Source organism: Escherichia sp. KTE172, from assembly GCF_000408845.1.
In the GTDB taxonomy this organism is placed as follows: domain Bacteria; phylum Pseudomonadota; class Gammaproteobacteria; order Enterobacterales; family Enterobacteriaceae; genus Escherichia; species Escherichia coli.
Genome location: NZ_KE137316.1, coordinates 2,493,976 through 2,510,345, shown reverse-complemented (window position 1 = coordinate 2,510,345; position 16,370 = coordinate 2,493,976). Strand labels below are relative to the sequence as shown.

Genomic DNA, 16,370 nt, shown 5'->3' with positions numbered 1-16,370 from the left:
GTAGAGGTGTAAGATGGCTCACATCGAAAAACAAGCTGGCGAACTGCAGGAAAAGCTGATCGCGGTAAACCGCGTATCTAAAACCGTTAAAGGTGGTCGTATTTTCTCCTTCACAGCTCTGACTGTAGTTGGCGATGGTAACGGTCGCGTTGGTTTTGGTTACGGTAAAGCGCGTGAAGTTCCAGCAGCGATCCAGAAAGCGATGGAAAAAGCCCGTCGCAATATGATTAACGTCGCGCTGAATAACGGCACTCTGCAACACCCTGTTAAAGGTGTTCATACGGGTTCTCGCGTATTCATGCAGCCGGCTTCCGAAGGTACCGGTATCATCGCCGGTGGTGCAATGCGCGCCGTTCTGGAAGTCGCTGGGGTTCATAACGTTCTGGCTAAAGCATATGGTTCCACCAACCCGATCAACGTGGTTCGTGCAACTATTGATGGCCTGGAAAATATGAATTCTCCAGAAATGGTCGCTGCCAAGCGTGGTAAATCCGTTGAAGAAATTCTGGGGAAATAAACCATGGCAAAGACTATTAAAATTACTCAAACCCGCAGTGCAATCGGTCGTCTGCCGAAACACAAGGCAACGCTGCTTGGCCTGGGTCTGCGTCGTATTGGTCACACCGTAGAGCGCGAGGATACTCCTGCTATTCGCGGTATGATCAACGCGGTTTCCTTCATGGTTAAAGTTGAGGAGTAAGAGATGCGTTTAAATACTCTGTCTCCGGCCGAAGGCTCCAAAAAGGCGGGTAAACGCCTGGGTCGTGGTATCGGTTCTGGCCTCGGTAAAACCGGTGGTCGTGGTCACAAAGGTCAGAAGTCTCGTTCTGGCGGTGGCGTACGTCGCGGTTTCGAGGGTGGTCAGATGCCTCTGTACCGTCGTCTGCCGAAATTCGGCTTCACTTCTCGTAAAGCAGCGATTACAGCCGAAGTTCGTCTGTCTGACCTGGCTAAAGTAGAAGGCGGTGTTGTAGACCTGAACACGCTGAAAGCGGCTAACATTATCGGTATCCAGATCGAGTTCGCGAAAGTGATCCTGGCTGGCGAAGTAACTACTCCGGTAACTGTTCGTGGCCTGCGTGTTACTAAAGGCGCTCGTGCTGCTATCGAAGCTGCTGGCGGTAAAATCGAGGAATAAGTAGCAGATGGCTAAACAACCGGGATTAGATTTTCAAAGTGCCAAAGGTGGCTTAGGCGAGCTGAAACGCAGACTGCTGTTTGTTATCGGTGCGCTGATTGTGTTCCGTATTGGCTCTTTTATTCCGATCCCTGGTATTGATGCCGCTGTACTTGCCAAACTGCTTGAGCAACAGCGAGGCACCATCATTGAAATGTTTAACATGTTCTCTGGTGGTGCTCTCAGCCGTGCTTCTATCTTTGCTCTGGGGATCATGCCGTATATTTCGGCATCGATCATTATCCAGCTGCTGACGGTGGTTCACCCAACGTTGGCAGAAATTAAGAAAGAAGGGGAGTCTGGTCGTCGTAAGATCAGCCAGTACACCCGCTACGGTACTCTGGTGCTGGCAATATTCCAGTCGATCGGTATTGCTACCGGTCTGCCGAATATGCCTGGTATGCAAGGCCTGGTCATTAACCCGGGCTTTGCATTCTACTTCACCGCTGTTGTAAGTCTGGTCACAGGAACCATGTTCCTGATGTGGTTGGGCGAACAGATTACTGAACGAGGTATCGGCAACGGTATTTCAATCATTATCTTCGCCGGTATTGTCGCGGGACTCCCGCCAGCCATTGCCCATACTATCGAGCAAGCGCGTCAAGGCGACCTGCACTTCCTCGTGTTGCTGTTGGTTGCAGTATTAGTATTTGCAGTGACGTTCTTTGTTGTATTTGTTGAGCGTGGTCAACGCCGCATTGTGGTAAACTACGCGAAACGTCAGCAAGGTCGTCGTGTCTATGCTGCACAGAGCACACATTTACCGCTGAAAGTGAATATGGCGGGGGTAATCCCGGCAATCTTCGCTTCCAGTATTATTCTGTTCCCGGCGACCATCGCGTCATGGTTCGGGGGCGGTACTGGTTGGAACTGGCTGACAACAATTTCGCTGTATTTGCAGCCTGGGCAACCGCTTTATGTGTTACTCTATGCGTCTGCAATCATCTTCTTCTGTTTCTTCTACACGGCGTTGGTTTTCAACCCGCGTGAAACAGCAGATAACCTGAAGAAGTCCGGTGCATTTGTACCAGGAATTCGTCCGGGAGAGCAAACGGCGAAGTATATCGATAAAGTAATGACCCGCCTGACCTTGGTTGGTGCGCTGTACATTACCTTTATCTGCCTGATCCCGGAGTTCATGCGTGATGCAATGAAAGTACCGTTCTACTTCGGTGGGACCTCACTGCTTATCGTTGTTGTCGTGATTATGGACTTTATGGCTCAAGTGCAAACTCTGATGATGTCCAGTCAGTATGAGTCTGCATTGAAGAAGGCGAACCTGAAAGGCTACGGCCGATAATTGGTCGCCCGAGAAGTTACGGAGAGTAAAAATGAAAGTTCGTGCTTCCGTCAAGAAATTATGCCGTAACTGCAAAATCGTTAAGCGTGATGGTGTCATCCGTGTGATTTGCAGTGCCGAGCCGAAGCATAAACAGCGCCAAGGCTGATTTTTTCGCATATTTTTCTTGCAAAGTTGGGTTGAGCTGGCTAGATTAGCCAGCCAATCTTTTGTATGTCTGTGCGTTTCCATTTGAGTATCCTGAAAACGGGCTTTTCAGCATGGAACGTACATATTAAATAGTAGGAGTGCATAGTGGCCCGTATAGCAGGCATTAACATTCCTGATCATAAGCATGCCGTAATCGCATTAACTTCGATTTATGGCGTCGGCAAGACCCGTTCTAAAGCCATCCTGGCTGCAGCGGGTATCGCTGAAGATGTTAAGATCAGTGAGCTGTCTGAAGGACAAATCGACACGCTGCGTGACGAAGTTGCCAAATTTGTCGTTGAAGGTGATCTGCGCCGTGAAATCAGCATGAGCATCAAGCGCCTGATGGATCTTGGTTGCTATCGCGGTTTGCGTCATCGTCGTGGTCTCCCGGTTCGCGGTCAGCGTACCAAGACCAACGCACGTACCCGTAAGGGTCCGCGCAAACCGATCAAGAAATAATCGGGGTGATTGAATAATGGCAAAGGCACCAATTCGTGCACGTAAACGTGTAAGAAAACAAGTCTCTGACGGCGTGGCTCATATCCATGCTTCTTTCAACAACACCATCGTGACTATCACTGATCGTCAGGGTAACGCGTTGGGTTGGGCAACAGCCGGTGGTTCCGGTTTCCGTGGTTCTCGCAAATCCACTCCGTTTGCAGCTCAGGTTGCAGCAGAGCGTTGCGCTGACGCCGTGAAAGAATACGGCATCAAGAATCTGGAAGTTATGGTTAAAGGTCCGGGTCCAGGCCGCGAATCTACTATTCGTGCTCTGAACGCCGCAGGTTTCCGCATCACTAACATTACTGATGTGACTCCGATCCCTCATAACGGTTGTCGTCCGCCGAAAAAACGTCGCGTATAACGCTTCGTTTTCCAGGTTTGTTGGAGAAAGAAAATGGCAAGATATTTGGGTCCTAAGCTCAAGCTGAGCCGTCGTGAGGGCACCGACTTATTCCTTAAGTCTGGCGTTCGCGCGATCGATACCAAGTGTAAAATTGAACAAGCTCCTGGCCAGCACGGTGCGCGTAAACCGCGTCTGTCTGACTATGGTGTGCAGTTGCGTGAAAAGCAAAAAGTTCGCCGTATCTATGGTGTGCTGGAGCGTCAGTTCCGTAACTACTACAAAGAAGCAGCACGTCTGAAAGGCAACACCGGTGAAAACCTGTTGGCTCTGCTGGAAGGTCGTCTGGACAACGTTGTATACCGTATGGGCTTCGGTGCCACTCGTGCAGAAGCACGTCAGCTGGTTAGCCATAAAGCAATTATGGTAAACGGTCGTGTTGTTAACATCGCTTCTTATCAGGTTAGTCCGAATGACGTTGTAAGCATTCGTGAGAAAGCGAAGAAGCAGTCTCGCGTGAAAGCCGCTCTGGAGCTGGCTGAGCAGCGTGAAAAGCCAACCTGGCTGGAAGTTGATGCTGGCAAGATGGAAGGTACGTTTAAGCGTAAGCCGGAGCGTTCTGATCTGTCTGCGGACATTAACGAACACCTGATCGTCGAGCTTTACTCCAAGTAAAGCTTAGTACCAAAGAGAGGACACAATGCAGGGTTCTGTGACAGAGTTTCTAAAACCGCGCCTGGTTGATATCGAGCAAGTGAGTTCGACGCACGCCAAGGTGACCCTTGAGCCTTTAGAGCGTGGCTTTGGCCATACTCTGGGTAACGCACTGCGCCGTATTCTGCTCTCATCGATGCCGGGTTGCGCGGTGACCGAGGTTGAGATTGATGGTGTACTACATGAGTACAGCACCAAAGAAGGCGTTCAGGAAGATATCCTGGAAATCCTGCTCAACCTGAAAGGGCTGGCGGTGAGAGTTCAGGGCAAAGATGAAGTTATTCTTACCTTGAATAAATCTGGCATTGGCCCTGTGACTGCAGCCGATATCACCCACGACGGTGATGTCGAAATCGTCAAGCCGCAGCACGTGATCTGCCACCTGACCGATGAGAACGCGTCTATTAGCATGCGTATCAAAGTTCAGCGCGGTCGTGGTTATGTGCCGGCTTCTACCCGAATTCATTCGGAAGAAGATGAGCGCCCAATCGGCCGTCTGCTGGTCGACGCATGCTACAGCCCTGTGGAGCGTATTGCCTACAATGTTGAAGCAGCGCGTGTAGAACAGCGTACCGACCTGGACAAGCTGGTCATCGAAATGGAAACCAACGGCACAATCGATCCTGAAGAGGCGATTCGTCGTGCGGCAACCATTCTGGCTGAACAACTGGAAGCTTTCGTTGACTTACGTGATGTACGTCAGCCTGAAGTGAAAGAAGAGAAACCAGAGTTCGATCCGATCCTGCTGCGCCCTGTTGACGATCTGGAATTGACTGTCCGCTCTGCTAACTGCCTTAAAGCAGAAGCTATCCACTATATCGGTGATCTGGTACAGCGTACCGAGGTTGAGCTCCTTAAAACGCCTAACCTTGGTAAAAAATCTCTTACTGAGATTAAAGACGTGCTGGCTTCCCGTGGACTGTCTCTGGGCATGCGCCTGGAAAACTGGCCACCGGCAAGCATCGCTGACGAGTAACCGGATCACAGGTTAAGGTTTTACTGAGAAGGATAAGGTCATGCGCCATCGTAAGAGTGGTCGTCAACTGAACCGCAACAGCAGCCATCGCCAGGCTATGTTCCGCAATATGGCAGGTTCACTGGTTCGTCATGAAATCATCAAGACGACTCTGCCTAAAGCGAAAGAGCTGCGCCGCGTAGTTGAGCCGCTGATTACTCTTGCCAAGACTGATAGCGTTGCTAATCGTCGTCTGGCATTCGCCCGTACTCGTGATAACGAGATCGTGGCAAAACTGTTTAACGAACTGGGCCCGCGTTTCGCGAGCCGTGCCGGTGGTTACACTCGTATTCTGAAGTGTGGCTTCCGTGCAGGCGACAACGCGCCGATGGCTTACATCGAGCTGGTTGATCGTTCAGAGAAAGCAGAAGCTGCTGCAGAGTAATCTGAAGCAACGTAAAAAAACCCGCCCCGGCGGGTTTTTTTATACCCTTAGTATCCCCACTTATCTACAATAGCTGTACTCTTTTTGTTCATCCCCTGGAGTATTTATGTGGTTACTTGACCAGTGGGCAGAGCGTCATATTACTGAGGCACAATCCAAAGGTGAGTTTGATAATCTTCCGGGAAGTGGCGAGCCATTGATTCTGGATGATGATTCACACGTGCCACCAGAATTACGTGCGGGGTATCGCTTGCTGAAGAATGCCGGTTGCTTACCGCCAGAACTTGAGCAGCGGAGGGAAGCAATACAGCTTCTGGATATCCTCAAAGGTATCCGTCATGATGATCCGCAATATAAAGAGGTTAGTCGTCGATTGTCATTACTGGAATTGAAGCTGCGACAAGCTGGATTGAGTACCGATTTTTTACGCGGCGATTATGCTGACAAGTTGTTGAACAAAATCAACGATAACTAGTGGAGTATGTATGTATCGCATTGGCGAGCTGGCAAAAATGGCGGAAGTAACACCCGACACGATTCGTTATTACGAAAAGCAGCAGATGATGGAGCATGAAGTACGCACCGAAGGTGGGTTTCGCCTGTACACCGAAAGCGATCTCCAGCGATTGAAATTTATCCGCCATGCCAGACAACTTGGTTTCAGTCTGGAGTCGATCCGCGAGTTGCTGTCGATCCGTATCGATCCTGAACACCATACCTGTCAGGAGTCAAAAGGCATTGTGCAGGAAAGATTGCAGGAAGTCGAAGCACGGATAGCCGAGTTGCAGAGTATGCAGCGTTCCCTCCAACGCCTTAACGATGCCTGTTGTGGGACCGCCCATAGCAGTGTTTATTGCTCGATTCTTGAAGCTCTTGAACAAGGGGCGAGTGGCGTTAAGAGTGGCTGTTGATTTTTTACACTGGCAGGATTACACTCGCGCCGTTAAATAACCAATTGGAGTTTTTATGAGCCGATATCAGCATACTAAAGGGCAGATAAAGGATAATGCGATAGAAGCATTACTACATGATCCCTTATTCCGACAGCGCGTAGAGAAAAATAAGAAAGGGAAAGGCAGTTACATGCGAAAAGGAAAACATGGCAATCGGGGGAACTGGGAGGCCAGTGGCAAGAAAGTAAATCACTTTTTTACCACTGGCCTTCTGCTTTCAGGCGCTTGTTAAGAGCGGTTATTCTGCTCTTTCAGCAAATCACGAATTTCTGTCAGTAATACTTCTTCTTTAGTTGGTGCAGGCGCGGCTGCTGGTTCTTCTTTTTTCCGATTCAGTTTGTTGATTAGCTTAATCGCCATAAAGATGGCAAAGGCTACAATCAGAAAATCAAAGACGTTTTGAATGAAGACACCGTAATGCATCACAACAGCAGGGATATCCCCCTGCGCATCGCGTAGCGTGACAGCAAACTGTTTGAAATCGATCCCGCCAATTAATAAGCCCAGAGGTGGCATAATGATATCGGCAACCAATGAAGATACAATCTTCCCGAATGCCGCACCGATAATGACACCCACCGCCAAATCCACCACGTTCCCGCGCATCGCAAATTCGCGAAATTCTTTAATAATGCTCATGTTATTCTCCCTATGAAGCCGACAATCATAAGTCTAACAAATGTTAAGCTATTTTCCTGCCAGGAATGGATTTAATTAATCCTTGATAATCAAAGGGAAATAATAAGGCGTCATTAGACGCCTTATTAATTACAAGAAGAAAGGACTTGGCTGGAAGAGTCTTTCGACGTCGGTAATAAACTTTTTATCTGTGAGGAACATAATTACGTGATCGCCTTGCTCAATGCGCAGATTGTCATTGGCAATCATCACGTCGTTTCCACGTACCACCGCTCCAATAATCGTTCCTGGCGGTAGCTTGATTTCATCAATGACTCTGCCGACAACGCGTGAGGTGCTTTCATCACCGTGAGCAACGGCTTCAATAGCTTCTGCTACGCCGCGGCGTAATGAGGAAACACCAACAATATCTGCTTTTCGCACATGGCTAAGCAACGCAGAAATAGTTGCTTGTTGCGGTGAAATCGCAATATCGATCACGCTCCCCTGAACCAGATCCACATAAGCGCGACGCTGGATCAATACCATCACCTTTTTCGCACCCATACGTTTGGCAAGCATGGCGGACATGATATTGGCTTCGTCATCGTTGGTGACGGCAATAAACAGATCAACTTGATCGATATGTTCTTCGGCCAGCAGTTCTTGATCCGACGCATCACCAAAAAAGACGATCGTATTCTGCAACTTTTCCGCCAGTTCGGCAGCGCGCTGCTGATTACGTTCGATGAGTTTGACGCTGTAATCTTTTTCCAGACGACGCGCCAGCCCTGCACCGATATTACCACCACCAACCAGCATGATCCGCTTATACGGTTTTTCCAGTCGCTGTAATTCACTCATCACCGCGCGGATATGCTGTGAAGCGGCAATAAAGAACACTTCATCACCAGCTTCAACAATGGTCGAACCTTGCGGACGAATGGGGCGATCATGGCGGAAAATTGCTGCCACACGAGTATCGATATGTGGCATATGTTCGCGCATGGTCGAAAGTGCATTACCAATCAGCGGGCCGCCATAATAGGCTTTAACCACAGCCAGGCTGACTTTACCCTCAGCGAAGTTCACCACCTGCAATGCGCCGGGATACTCAATCAGTCGGTAAATATTATCGATAACCAACTGCTCTGGTGCGATCAGATGATCAATCGGTACAGCATCTGAATGAAATAGCTTATCGGCATCGCGCACGTAGTCTGGTGAGCGGATACGAGCGATGCGATTAGGGGTGTTGAAAAGTGAGTAGGCTACCTGGCAGGCAACCATATTGGTTTCATCTGAACTGGTTACAGCAACCAGCATATCGGCGTCGTCGGCACCTGCCTCCCGCAATACGCGTGGATGAGAGCCATGCCCCTGCACGACTCGCAGGTCAAATTTATCCTGCAAGGTCCGCAGACGCTCACCGTTGGTATCGACAACAGTAATATCGTTGTTCTCGCCAACCAGGTTTTCCGCCAGTGTGCCGCCAACCTGGCCGGCACCCAGAATGATAATTTTCATCAGTCGCGACCCGTTATCTCATCACTTTTTGATTAGCTTAGCGTAAAAGAAGCCGTCGCCCTCTTCGGCACCAGGCAGATTTTGTTTACCCGGTTGCTCTGGTGTTCCTGTTTCGCAAAGTTCGGCATCAGCGGTACGTTGCAAAAAGGCTTTAATCTGCAGGCTATTCTCTTCCGGTAACACCGAACAGGTGGCATAGATCAGGGTTCCACCGGATTTTAAATGCGGCCAAATGGCGTCGAGAATTTCAGACTGCAATTGCGCGAGTTCCGGGATATCGCGATCGCGACGTAACCATTTAATATCCGGATGGCGACGAATCACACCGGTTGCTGAACAAGGCGCATCTAATAAAATGCGATCAAACTGTTGCTCGCCACACCATTGGGAAGGGTAGCGGCCATCACCTTGTTTCACGGTCGCCTTCATACCAAGGCGTTTTAAATTGTCGTAAACGCGAGAGAGGCGCTGTTCGTCAATATCAACCGCAACAACCTGCGCTTCTGGTGCCACCTCAAGGATATGCGTTGTTTTACCGCCGGGGGCAGCGCAAAGATCCAGAATGTGTTCACCGTTTTGTGGCGCAAGCCAGGCCATGCAACCTTGTGCTGATGCATCCTGAACGGTAACCCATCCTTCTTCAAAACCTGGTAGCACATGAACAGGTGCAGGTGTTTCCAGCCGTACAGCATCAGGGTAATCCGCATGCGGGAAACCTTTCATTCCTGCTTCATCCAGCAATGCAAGCCAGCTGTCGCGGGAATGATGCGTACGATTAACGCGCAGCCACATTGGCGGACGCTGGTTATTGGCTTCAACGATGGATTGCCATTGCTCTGGATACGCTTTTTGCAGACGTTTCAGTAACCAGGAAGGATGCAGATAACATGCATCACTGGCATTAAACTCGGCTAATAACTCTTCTTGCTGACGTTGGAACTGGCGTAACACGCCGTTAATCAGCCCCTTAAGTTGCGGGCGCTTAATTGCGACAGCACCTTCAACCGTTTCAGCCAGCGCAGCATGAGGTGGAATGCGGGTATAAAGCAGTTGATACAAACCAACCATAATCAGGTAATGCACGGTCCGCTGTTTGCCGGTCATCGGACGGGCCATTAACTTATTAATCAGCCAGTCTAACTGCGAAAGCGTACGCAGTACGCCAAAGCACAACTCTTGAAGAAGTGCTTTGTCTTTATCGGAAACTTTTTGCTGGAGCGGTGGCAGAATGTTGCTTAATGATTGCCCTTGCTCGACGACTTGTTCAACGGCCTGGGCCGCCATGCTACGTAAATTACGTTGTTTTTTCATAAGTATAAAAATGCCCGGCAAGACCGGGCTTAGAAGAGTGGACTATCAGACCAGACGGTTGCCCGGAACAAACCATTCCCGACGAGAATTCAGGAGGTCTTGCGCGCTCATCGCTTTCTTACCCGCAGGTTGTAACGAGAGCAGGTTCAGGATGCCATCACCAGTCGCAACCTGAATGCCTTGTTTATTGGCTTCAAGGATCGTTCCTGGTGCAGCGTTGGTTGCCGTATCAATGACCGACGCTTTCCAGACTTTAACCGGCTGTCCTTCAATTTCCAGCCAGCTCATTGGCCATGGATTGAAAGCGCGAATGCAGCGTTCAAGCTGCGCTGCCGAAAGCGACCAGTCAATACGCGCTTCTTCTTTACTCAACTTTTCGGCGTAAGTGACAAGAGTTTCGTCCTGAACTTCTGGTTTCGCCGTGCCGTCTGCCAGTTGTTTCAATGTGGTGATAAGCCCTTGTGGGCCAAGCTCTGCCAGCTTGTCGTACAGCGTACCACTGGTATCTTCTGCAGTAATCGGGCAGGAGAGCTTATAGAGCATGTCACCGGTGTCTAAACCAACATCCATTTGCATAATGGTCACACCAGTTTCTGCATCACCTGCCCATAGTGAGCGTTGGATTGGTGCAGCACCGCGCCAGCGTGGCAGCAGTGAACCATGAACGTTGATACAGCCAAGACGCGGCATCTCCAGCACTGCTTTAGGCAGAATTAAGCCATAGGCGACGACAACCATAACATCAGCCTGTAGATCGGCGACCAGTTGCTGGTTTTCTTGTGGACGCAGGGAAACCGGTTGAAAAACGGGCAGAGCTTTTTCCTCAGCCAGAACTTTAACCGGGCTGGGCATCAGTTTTTTACCGCGTCCTGCCGGTCGGTCTGGCTGGGTGAACACGCCAACGACGTTATGACCAGAAGACAACAGCGCGTCGAGATGACGCGCTGCAAAGTCAGGTGTACCCGCAAAAATAATACGTAGTGATTCTGACACGTTAGTTCTTATCCTTAAGCCCGGGCTTTCAGACGATCCAGTTTTTCAACTTTCTGACGAATACGTTGTTGTTTCAGCGGTGACAGATAATCCATAAACAGTTTGCCGACCAGGTGATCCATCTCATGCTGAATACAGATGGCTAACAGACCGTCTGCTTCCAGTTCAAATGGTTTACCGTCGCGGTCCAGGGCGCGAATTTTAACTTTCTCTGCGCGTGGCACTAAAGCACGTTGTTCAGGGATCGACAGGCAACCTTCTTCAATGCCTGTTTCGCCGCTTTTTTCTAAAAGCTCCGGATTGATTAACACCAGCCGTTCGTCACGGTTTTCCGAAACATCAATAACAATGATACGTTGATGGATATCAACCTGGGTTGCCGCCAGGCCAATACCTTCTTCTGCGTACATCGTCTCGAACATATCATCGACGATACGCTGAATTTCTGCATTCACTTCTTCTACCGGTTTAGCAACTTTGCGAAGCCGCTCGTCCGGAATATGTAACACTTGCAAAACTGACATAAATCTCCAGAGATGTGTTCAGGAGTTAGAAAGATTATTTCTTCTATTCTAGACAAATCCCCCTCTGATTGACAGCATCACTGACCAATCGCAAAGATTGCTAAGGCTGCTTATGGCAGGGAGATAAGGATGGTCGATACAGAAATTTGGCTGCGTTTAATGAGCATCAGCAGCTTGTACGGCGATGATATGGTCCGTATAGCTCACTGGCTGGCAAAACAGTCGTATATTGATGCGGTTGTATTGCAGCAAACAGGGCTTACATTGCGGCAGGCACAACGCTTTCTTTCATTTCCGCGAAAGAGTATCGAAAGCTCACTTTGTTGGTTGGAGCAACCCAACCATCATTTAATCCCTGCGGACAGCGAATTTTATCCTCCTCAACTTCTTGCGACGACAGATTACCCCGGCGCACTGTTTGTTGAAGGAGAACTGCACGCGCTGCATTCATTTCAGCTTGCCGTAGTGGGGAGTCGGGCGCATTCATGGTATGGCGAGCGATGGGGACGATTATTTTGCGAAACTCTGGCGACGCGTGGAGTGACAATTACGAGTGGACTGGCGCGTGGAATCGATGGTGTGGCGCATAAAGCGGCCTTACAGGTAAATGGCGTCAGCATTGCTGTATTAGGGAATGGACTTAATACCATTCATCCGCGTCGCCATGCCCGACTGGCTACCAGTTTGCTTGAACATGGTGGGGCTCTTGTCTCGGAATTTCCCCTCGATGTTCCTCCCCTTGCTTACAATTTCCCACGAAGAAATCGCATTATCAGTGGTCTAAGTAAAGGTGTACTGGTGGTGGAAGCGGCTTTGCGCAGTGGTTCGCTGGTGACAGCACGTTGTGCGCTTGAGCAGGGACGTGAAATTTTTGCCTTGCCGGGTCCATTAGGGAATCCGGGAAGCGAAGGGCCTCACTGGTTAATAAAACAAGGTGCGATTCTTGTGACGGAACCGGAAGAAATTCTGGAAAACTTGCAATTTGGATTGCACTGGTTGCCAGACGCCCCTGAAAATTCATTTTATTCACCAGATCAGGAAGACGTGGCATTGCCATTTCCTGAGCTCCTGGCTAACGTAGGAGATGAGGTAACACCTGTTGACGTCGTCGCTGAACGTGCCGGCCAACCTGTGCCAGAGGTAGTAACTCAACTACTCGAACTGGAGTTAGCAGGATGGATCGCAGCTGTACCCGGCGGCTATGTCCGATTGAGGAGGGCATGCCATGTTCGACGTACTAATGTATTTGTTTGAAACCTATATTCACACAGAAGCTGAGTTGCGTGTGGATCAAGACAAACTTGAACAGGATCTTACCGACGCAGGATTTGATCGAGAAGATATCTACAATGCCCTGCTTTGGCTGGAAAAGCTTGCGGATTATCAGGAAGGACTGGCAGAACCGATGCAACTGGCCTCTGATCCACTCTCCATGCGTATTTATACCCCTGAAGAGTGTGAAAGGCTGGATGCCAGCTGTCGTGGTTTTCTGCTTTTCCTTGAGCAAATTCAGGTGCTTAACCTTGAAACCCGTGAAATGGTGATAGAGCGAGTGCTCGCGCTGGATACCGCAGAGTTCGACCTGGAAGACCTGAAATGGGTAATCCTGATGGTGTTGTTCAATATTCCGGGCTGCGAAAATGCGTACCAGCAAATGGAAGAATTACTCTTTGAAGTGAATGAAGGTATGCTGCATTAATCATTTCTTTAATTCAGCATAAGTTGTTATGGCAAAATCAGCACTGTTCACGGTGCGTAATAATGAGTCCTGCCCAAAGTGCGGGGCTGAACTGGTTATTCGATCCGGGAAACACGGTCCGTTTCTTGGATGCTCACAGTATCCGGCGTGTGACTACGTCCGTCCTCTGAAATCTTCAGCGGATGGACATATCGTCAAAGTTCTGGAGGGGCAGGTTTGCCCTGCATGTGGCGCAAATCTGGTATTACGCCAGGGACGCTTTGGTATGTTTATTGGTTGCAGTAACTACCCTGAATGCGAACATACCGAACTTATCGATAAACCGGACGAAACAGCAATTACATGCCCCCAATGCCGGACGGGCCATCTGGTCCAGCGCCGCTCCCGTTATGGCAAAACGTTTCACTCCTGTGATCGCTACCCGGAGTGTCAATTTGCCATTAACTTCAAACCCATAGCTGGAGAATGCCCTGAGTGTCATTATCCGCTACTCATCGAAAAGAAAACCGCGCAGGGTGTAAAACACTTTTGTGCCAGTAAACAATGTGGAAAGCCGGTTTCGGCGGAATAATAACGTGAATAATAACCTGCAAGGAGACGCTATCGCAGCTGCGATAGATGTTCTCAATGAAGAACGTGTCATCGCCTATCCAACGGAAGCCGTTTTCGGTGTTGGGTGTGATCCTGATAGCGAAATAGCAGTGATGAGACTGTTGGAGTTAAAACAGCGTCCGGTTGATAAGGGGCTGATTTTAATCGCAGCAAATTACGAGCAGCTTAAACCCTATATTGATGACACCATGCTGACTGATGCGCAGCGTGAAACCATTTTTTCCCGCTGGCCAGGTCCTGTCACCTTTGTCTTTCCCGCGCCTGCGACAACACCGCGCTGGTTGACGGGCCGCTTTGATTCGCTTGCTGTACGAGTCACCGACCATCCGTTGGTGGTTGCTTTGTGCCAGGCTTATGGTAAACCGCTGGTTTCTACCAGTGCCAACTTGAGTGGATTGCCACCTTGTCGAACAGTAGACGAAGTTCGCGCACAATTTGGCGCGGCGTTCCCGGTTGTGCCTGGTGAAACGGGGGGGCGTTTAAATCCTTCAGAAATCCGCGATGCCCTGACGGGTGAACTGTTTCGACAGGGGTAACATAATGGAAACCTATGCTGTTTTTGGTAATCCGATAGCCCACAGCAAATCGCCATTCATTCATCAGCAATTTGCTCAGCAACTGAATATTGAACATCCCTATGGGCGCGTGTTGGCACCCATCAATGATTTCATCAACACACTGAACGCTTTCTTTAGTGCTGGTGGTAAAGGTGCGAATGTGACGGTACCTTTTAAAGAAGAGGCTTTTGCCAGAGCGGATGAGCTTACTGAACGGGCAGCGTTGGCTGGTGCTGTTAATACCCTCAAGCGGTTAGAAGATGGACGCCTGCTGGGTGACAATACCGATGGTATAGGTTTGTTAAGCGATCTGGAACGTCTGTCTTTTATCCGTCCTGGTTTACGTATTCTGCTCATTGGCGCTGGTGGAGCATCTCGCGGCGTACTACTGCCACTCCTTTCCCTGGACTGTGCGGTGACAATCACTAATCGGACGGTATCTCGCGCAGAAGAGTTGACTAAATTGTTTGCGCACACTGGCAGTATTCAGGCGTTGGGTATGGACGAACTGGAAGGTCATGAGTTTGATCTCATTATTAATGCAACATCCAGTGGCATCAGTGGTGATATTCCGGCGATCCCGTCATCGCTCATTCATCCTGGCATTTATTGCTATGACATGTTCTATCAGAAAGGAAAAACTCCTTTTCTGGCATGGTGTGAGCAGCGAGGCTCAAAGCGTAATGCTGATGGTTTAGGAATGCTGGTGGCACAGGCGGCTCATGCCTTCCTTCTTTGGCATGGCGTTCTGCCTGATGTAGAACCGGTCATCAAACTATTGCAACAGGAGTTGTCAGCGTGAATCAGGCCATCCAGTTTCCGGATAGGGAAGAGTGGGACGAGAATAAAAAATGTGTATGTTTTCCCGCTCTCGTGAATGGTATGCAACTGACATGCGCGATCTCTGGCGAGAGTCTGGCGTATCGCTTTACTGGAGATACGCCAGAACAGTGGTTAGCGAGTTTTCGTCAGCATCGCTGGGACCTGGAAGAAGAAGCGGAAAACTTAATTCAGGAACAAAGTGAAGATGATCAAGGCTGGGTCTGGTTACTCTGATCCAGATATTCGTCCTTCCATTTCACGTAATTATTCGCGGAATAGCGTAACCCAGCCTTCTCTTCATCACTTAACGGGCGGATCTGTTTGACGGGGCTACCGAGATACAGATATCCGCTCTCCAGCCGTTTATTTTGTGGGACCAGACTACCCGCACCAATCATCACATCATCTTCTACTATTGCGCCATCAAGTAAAATTGAGCCCATCCCAACCAAAACTCGATTGCCAATGGTGCAGCCGTGGAGCATCACCTTGTGACCAACAGTGACATCTTCGCCAATGGTTAATGGGTTGCCATCTGGGTTGTACGAGGATTTATGAGTGACATGCAACATACTGCCATCCTGGATATTGGTGCGTGCTCCGATCTGTACATAATGTACATCTCCACGAATCACAACGAGCGGCCAGATCCCCACATCATCAGCCAGACGAACGTCACCAATCACGACGCTGCTATCGTCGATCATTACGCGCTGACCGATTTGTGGAAAAAGATCGCGGTATGGGCGTAAAACATCAGACATACTCACCTCAACAATAAATGATTTCCTAATGACTTTGGGTGCATTATTGGCCTTGTGCAAGTCTTTTAGTATGCAAAAAAGCACCGTTTTGTGTGCGAATGCAGCAAAAAGGGTGAAAAAACAACAAACAGAAAAAAAGATCAAAAAAGTACTTGTGCAAAAAATTGGGATCCCTATAATGCGCCTCCGTTGAGACGACAACGTGAAACACTTCACAAGATGGTCGTAACAACAAAGAGAAAAAATCCTGAAATTCAGGGTTGACTCTGAAAGAGGAAAGCGTAATATACGCCACCTCGCGACAGTGAGCTGAAAGCCGCGTCGCAACTGCTCTTTAACAATTTATCAGACAATCTGTGTGGG

Annotated in this window: 25 protein-coding genes; 19 read left to right on the top strand and 6 right to left on the bottom strand. The window is 49.3% G+C overall.

The genetic code is table 11. The features are described 5' to 3' along the window. Positions 1–13 precede the first annotated feature (13 nt). The 13 genes from rpsE (at position 14) to arfA (ending at position 6,812) form a co-directional block, all read left to right on the top strand. Entirely contained in the window at positions 14–517 is a 504-nt protein-coding gene (gene rpsE, locus G434_RS11880; protein WP_000940121.1) for a 30S ribosomal protein S5, read from the top strand. A gap of 3 nt (positions 518–520) precedes the next feature. Beyond that, complete coding sequence (gene rpmD, locus G434_RS11885; protein ID WP_001140433.1) at positions 521–700, top strand: 50S ribosomal protein L30; 180 nt, start codon at positions 521–523, stop codon at positions 698–700. A 3-nt stretch (positions 701–703) separates the two neighbouring features. Then, positions 704–1,138 (top strand): 50S ribosomal protein L15, encoded by a 435-nt coding sequence (gene rplO, locus G434_RS11890; protein ID WP_001238917.1) that lies wholly within the window; start codon positions 704–706, stop codon positions 1,136–1,138. 7 nt (positions 1,139–1,145) lie between these two features. After that, positions 1,146–2,477 (top strand): preprotein translocase subunit SecY, encoded by a 1,332-nt coding sequence (gene secY, locus G434_RS11895; protein ID WP_001118861.1) that lies wholly within the window; start codon positions 1,146–1,148, stop codon positions 2,475–2,477. A gap of 31 nt (positions 2,478–2,508) precedes the next feature. Then, positions 2,509–2,625 carry a 50S ribosomal protein L36 gene (gene rpmJ / locus G434_RS11900; RefSeq protein ID WP_000868187.1) on the top strand — a complete coding sequence of 39 codons (117 nt, stop codon included), beginning with the start codon at positions 2,509–2,511 and terminating at the stop codon, positions 2,623–2,625. 146 nt (positions 2,626–2,771) lie between these two features. Continuing rightward, a complete protein-coding gene (gene rpsM / locus G434_RS11905) occupies positions 2,772–3,128 on the top strand; it encodes a 30S ribosomal protein S13 (RefSeq protein ID WP_000090775.1) in 357 nt (118 codons plus the stop codon). 16 nt (positions 3,129–3,144) lie between these two features. Then, positions 3,145–3,534: a 30S ribosomal protein S11 gene (gene rpsK / locus G434_RS11910; RefSeq protein WP_001029684.1), complete on the top strand. Its 390-nt coding sequence runs from the start codon at positions 3,145–3,147 to the stop codon at positions 3,532–3,534. A gap of 33 nt (positions 3,535–3,567) precedes the next feature. Next, positions 3,568–4,188, top strand: a complete 621-nt coding sequence (gene rpsD, locus G434_RS11915) for a 30S ribosomal protein S4 (protein WP_000135224.1) — start codon at positions 3,568–3,570, stop codon at positions 4,186–4,188. A gap of 25 nt (positions 4,189–4,213) precedes the next feature. Further along, positions 4,214–5,203, top strand: a complete 990-nt coding sequence (locus tag G434_RS11920) for a DNA-directed RNA polymerase subunit alpha (RefSeq protein WP_001162094.1) — start codon at positions 4,214–4,216, stop codon at positions 5,201–5,203. 40 nt (positions 5,204–5,243) lie between these two features. After that, positions 5,244–5,627: a 50S ribosomal protein L17 gene (gene rplQ / locus G434_RS11925; RefSeq protein ID WP_001216368.1), complete on the top strand. Its 384-nt coding sequence runs from the start codon at positions 5,244–5,246 to the stop codon at positions 5,625–5,627. Positions 5,628–5,733: 106 nt separating this feature from the next. Continuing rightward, positions 5,734–6,102: a DnaJ family domain-containing protein gene (locus G434_RS11930; protein ID WP_000266531.1), complete on the top strand. Its 369-nt coding sequence runs from the start codon at positions 5,734–5,736 to the stop codon at positions 6,100–6,102. Between the two features lie 10 nt (positions 6,103–6,112). Then, positions 6,113–6,538 (top strand): Zn(2+)-responsive transcriptional regulator, encoded by a 426-nt coding sequence (gene zntR / locus G434_RS11935; protein WP_000285607.1) that lies wholly within the window; start codon positions 6,113–6,115, stop codon positions 6,536–6,538. Between the two features lie 55 nt (positions 6,539–6,593). Further along, a complete protein-coding gene (arfA, locus tag G434_RS11940) occupies positions 6,594–6,812 on the top strand; it encodes an alternative ribosome-rescue factor ArfA (RefSeq protein WP_000092696.1) in 219 nt (72 codons plus the stop codon). On the opposite strand, the gene mscL is transcribed toward arfA, so the two are convergent. The 5 genes from mscL to def all read right to left on the bottom strand — a co-directional run bounded on the left by mscL (position 6,809) and on the right by def (position 11,553). Then, complete coding sequence (mscL, locus tag G434_RS11945) at positions 6,809–7,219, bottom strand: large-conductance mechanosensitive channel protein MscL (protein WP_000022442.1); 411 nt, start codon at positions 7,217–7,219, stop codon at positions 6,809–6,811. The genes arfA and mscL overlap by 4 nt on opposite strands. Before the next feature lie 129 nt (positions 7,220–7,348). Then, the gene (gene trkA / locus G434_RS11950; protein WP_000691382.1) at positions 7,349–8,725 is read right to left on the bottom strand and encodes a Trk system potassium transporter TrkA; all 1,377 of its coding nucleotides are present in this window, start codon (positions 8,723–8,725) and stop codon (positions 7,349–7,351) included. Between the two features lie 21 nt (positions 8,726–8,746). Then, complete coding sequence (gene rsmB / locus G434_RS11955) at positions 8,747–10,036, bottom strand: 16S rRNA (cytosine(967)-C(5))-methyltransferase RsmB (RefSeq protein WP_001309796.1); 1,290 nt, start codon at positions 10,034–10,036, stop codon at positions 8,747–8,749. Between the two features lie 45 nt (positions 10,037–10,081). After that, a complete protein-coding gene (gene fmt / locus G434_RS11960; protein ID WP_000004443.1) occupies positions 10,082–11,029 on the bottom strand; it encodes a methionyl-tRNA formyltransferase in 948 nt (315 codons plus the stop codon). Between the two features lie 14 nt (positions 11,030–11,043). Next, complete coding sequence (gene def, locus G434_RS11965; protein WP_000114984.1) at positions 11,044–11,553, bottom strand: peptide deformylase; 510 nt, start codon at positions 11,551–11,553, stop codon at positions 11,044–11,046. Between the two features lie 129 nt (positions 11,554–11,682). Between def and dprA the strand changes: the two genes are divergently transcribed. The 6 genes from dprA to G434_RS11995 are packed head-to-tail and all read left to right on the top strand — an operon-like array spanning position 11,683 to position 15,477. After that, positions 11,683–12,807 carry a DNA-protecting protein DprA gene (gene dprA / locus G434_RS11970; RefSeq protein WP_016238966.1) on the top strand — a complete coding sequence of 375 codons (1,125 nt, stop codon included), beginning with the start codon at positions 11,683–11,685 and terminating at the stop codon, positions 12,805–12,807. Continuing rightward, the gene (gene smg / locus G434_RS11975; protein WP_000460672.1) at positions 12,779–13,252 is read left to right on the top strand and encodes a DUF494 family protein Smg; all 474 of its coding nucleotides are present in this window, start codon (positions 12,779–12,781) and stop codon (positions 13,250–13,252) included. The genes dprA and smg overlap by 29 nt, the downstream gene beginning before the upstream one ends. 28 nt (positions 13,253–13,280) lie before the next feature. Next, positions 13,281–13,823 carry a DNA topoisomerase family protein gene (locus G434_RS11980; RefSeq protein WP_001129723.1) on the top strand — a complete coding sequence of 181 codons (543 nt, stop codon included), beginning with the start codon at positions 13,281–13,283 and terminating at the stop codon, positions 13,821–13,823. Between the two features lie 4 nt (positions 13,824–13,827). Then, positions 13,828–14,400 (top strand): L-threonylcarbamoyladenylate synthase type 1 TsaC, encoded by a 573-nt coding sequence (tsaC, locus tag G434_RS11985; RefSeq protein WP_001310090.1) that lies wholly within the window; start codon positions 13,828–13,830, stop codon positions 14,398–14,400. 4 nt (positions 14,401–14,404) lie between these two features. Beyond that, the gene (gene aroE / locus G434_RS11990; RefSeq protein WP_000451230.1) at positions 14,405–15,223 is read left to right on the top strand and encodes a shikimate dehydrogenase; all 819 of its coding nucleotides are present in this window, start codon (positions 14,405–14,407) and stop codon (positions 15,221–15,223) included. After that, positions 15,220–15,477, top strand: a complete 258-nt coding sequence (locus G434_RS11995; protein ID WP_001070562.1) for a DUF1488 family protein — start codon at positions 15,220–15,222, stop codon at positions 15,475–15,477. Before aroE ends, G434_RS11995 begins: the two co-directional genes overlap by 4 nt. Here the strand turns inward: G434_RS11995 and G434_RS12000 are convergent. Then, the gene (locus tag G434_RS12000; RefSeq protein WP_001286217.1) at positions 15,453–16,007 is read right to left on the bottom strand and encodes a gamma carbonic anhydrase family protein; all 555 of its coding nucleotides are present in this window, start codon (positions 16,005–16,007) and stop codon (positions 15,453–15,455) included. The genes G434_RS11995 and G434_RS12000 overlap by 25 nt on opposite strands. Positions 16,008–16,370: the final 363 nt, after the last annotated feature.